Annotated in this window: 2 protein-coding genes; both read left to right on the top strand. The window is 43.9% G+C overall.

All coding sequences use genetic code 11. The features are described from left to right. Positions 1–74 precede the first annotated feature (74 nt). On the top strand, positions 75–611 hold the full coding sequence (locus Q0191_RS00010) for a 5-formyltetrahydrofolate cyclo-ligase (protein WP_297662649.1): 537 nt from the start codon (positions 75–77) through the stop codon (positions 609–611). Beyond that, on the top strand, positions 595–1,278 hold the full coding sequence (locus tag Q0191_RS00005; RefSeq protein ID WP_297662647.1) for a rhomboid family intramembrane serine protease: 684 nt from the start codon (positions 595–597) through the stop codon (positions 1,276–1,278). Before Q0191_RS00010 ends, Q0191_RS00005 begins: the two co-directional genes overlap by 17 nt. Positions 1,279–1,360 lie beyond the last annotated feature (82 nt).

The following is a 1,360-nucleotide window of genomic DNA, read 5'->3' as shown; positions in this document are numbered from 1 at the left end:
TTTGCTATTGAAAAGATTGGGAAATTCCTAGATTATAAAATCAACGAAAGATAAGAAAAAGGTGGACGAGCTGCATGAAAAAAGAGCTGAGACAAACTGTACTGAACCAGATGAAGAAACTGACAGGAAAAGAAAAAGAGCAGGCAGATAACTGGCTGACCCAGCACTTGCTCAGTTCAGCAGCTTATCAAAAATCTCAGGTTATTGCTACCTATCTTTCCATGCCGCATGAAGTCTCAACTGCAGCCTTTATCAAGCAGGCTCAGTTGGACGGCAAGCGGGTTTTAGTGCCTAAGACCTATGGCCAGGGTCGGATGATATTTGTGGATTATGATGAAAGTCGCCTGCAAAAAAGCTCTTTTGGCCTGCTGGAGCCGATGAGCGAAGAGGCTGTGGAGAAGACGGAGATTGATCTGATTCATGTGCCGGGCGTGGTCTTCAATTCTCAAGGCTTTCGGATTGGCTATGGCGGTGGGTACTACGATCGCTATTTGGATGATTATGAGGGGACGAGTGTCAGCACCATTTATCAAGTCCAGCAAGAGGATTTTACGCCAGCCCAACATGATGTTGCAGTAAAGGAGTTAATCATGTATGAAACAAATCTATGATAGAGATTATCCAGTGACAAGCACTTTGCTTATAGCAACAAGTCTTGTCTTTGTCTTGATGATTCTTTCTTACGGTTTTCAATACAGCAATTCAGAAGCCTTGTATCGCTTTGGAGCTGTGCACGGTTATACTATTCAAGCTTTTCCGGAGCAGTTTTGGCGGGTTTTTGCTGCTATTTTTATCCACATTGGTTTGGAGCATTTTGTGGTCAATATGCTAACGCTCTACTTCCTTGGCCGACAAATCGAAGCCATCTTTGGTTCTTTGAAATTCTTGATACTTTACCTGATGTCGGGGGTGCTGGGAAATTTATTTGTTGTCTATTTTTCACCCAACAGTTTAGCAGCTGGCGCTTCTACCTCGCTTTTTGGACTTTTTGCTTCGATTGTTGTGCTTCGTTATGCTACGCGAAACTACTATCTCCAGCAGTTGGGTCAATCCTATATGAGTCTGCTCGTTGTCAACTTAATCATGAGTTTTTTACCGGGAATTAGCCTTCCAGGTCACTTGGGTGGTCTAGTCGGCGGAGCTTTAGGGGCTGTAATTTTACCAGTGTCAGGAGAGCGCTATGCTTTTAGCAAGACTCAGCGGTTTTTAGCACTGGCAGCCTACCTTGGATTAGCAACTATTCTGATTTTTCTGAGCTTTCAACGACCAATTTTTTAAGAAATGAACTCAGAGGCTGGGACTTTTGTCCCAGCCTCTCAATTGTCTTTGGATTGTCGAGCAAGACGCAGTGGTTGAGTGG

It is taken from the genome of uncultured Streptococcus sp., assembly GCF_938036805.1.
In the GTDB taxonomy this organism is placed as follows: Bacteria; Bacillota; Bacilli; order Lactobacillales; family Streptococcaceae; genus Streptococcus.
Note: the sequence above shows the minus strand (reverse complement) of the source record. Positions and strands in the feature narration are given on the sequence as shown.

What these genes read in the sequence shown, in the direction of transcription:
- Q0191_RS00010 (WP_297662649.1), top strand. Translation starts at nt 75, where the DNA reads ATGAAAAAAGAGCTGAGACAAACTGTACTGAACCAGATGAAGAAACTG.
- Q0191_RS00005 (WP_297662647.1), top strand. Translation starts at nt 595, where the DNA reads ATGAAACAAATCTATGATAGAGATTATCCAGTGACAAGCACTTTGCTT.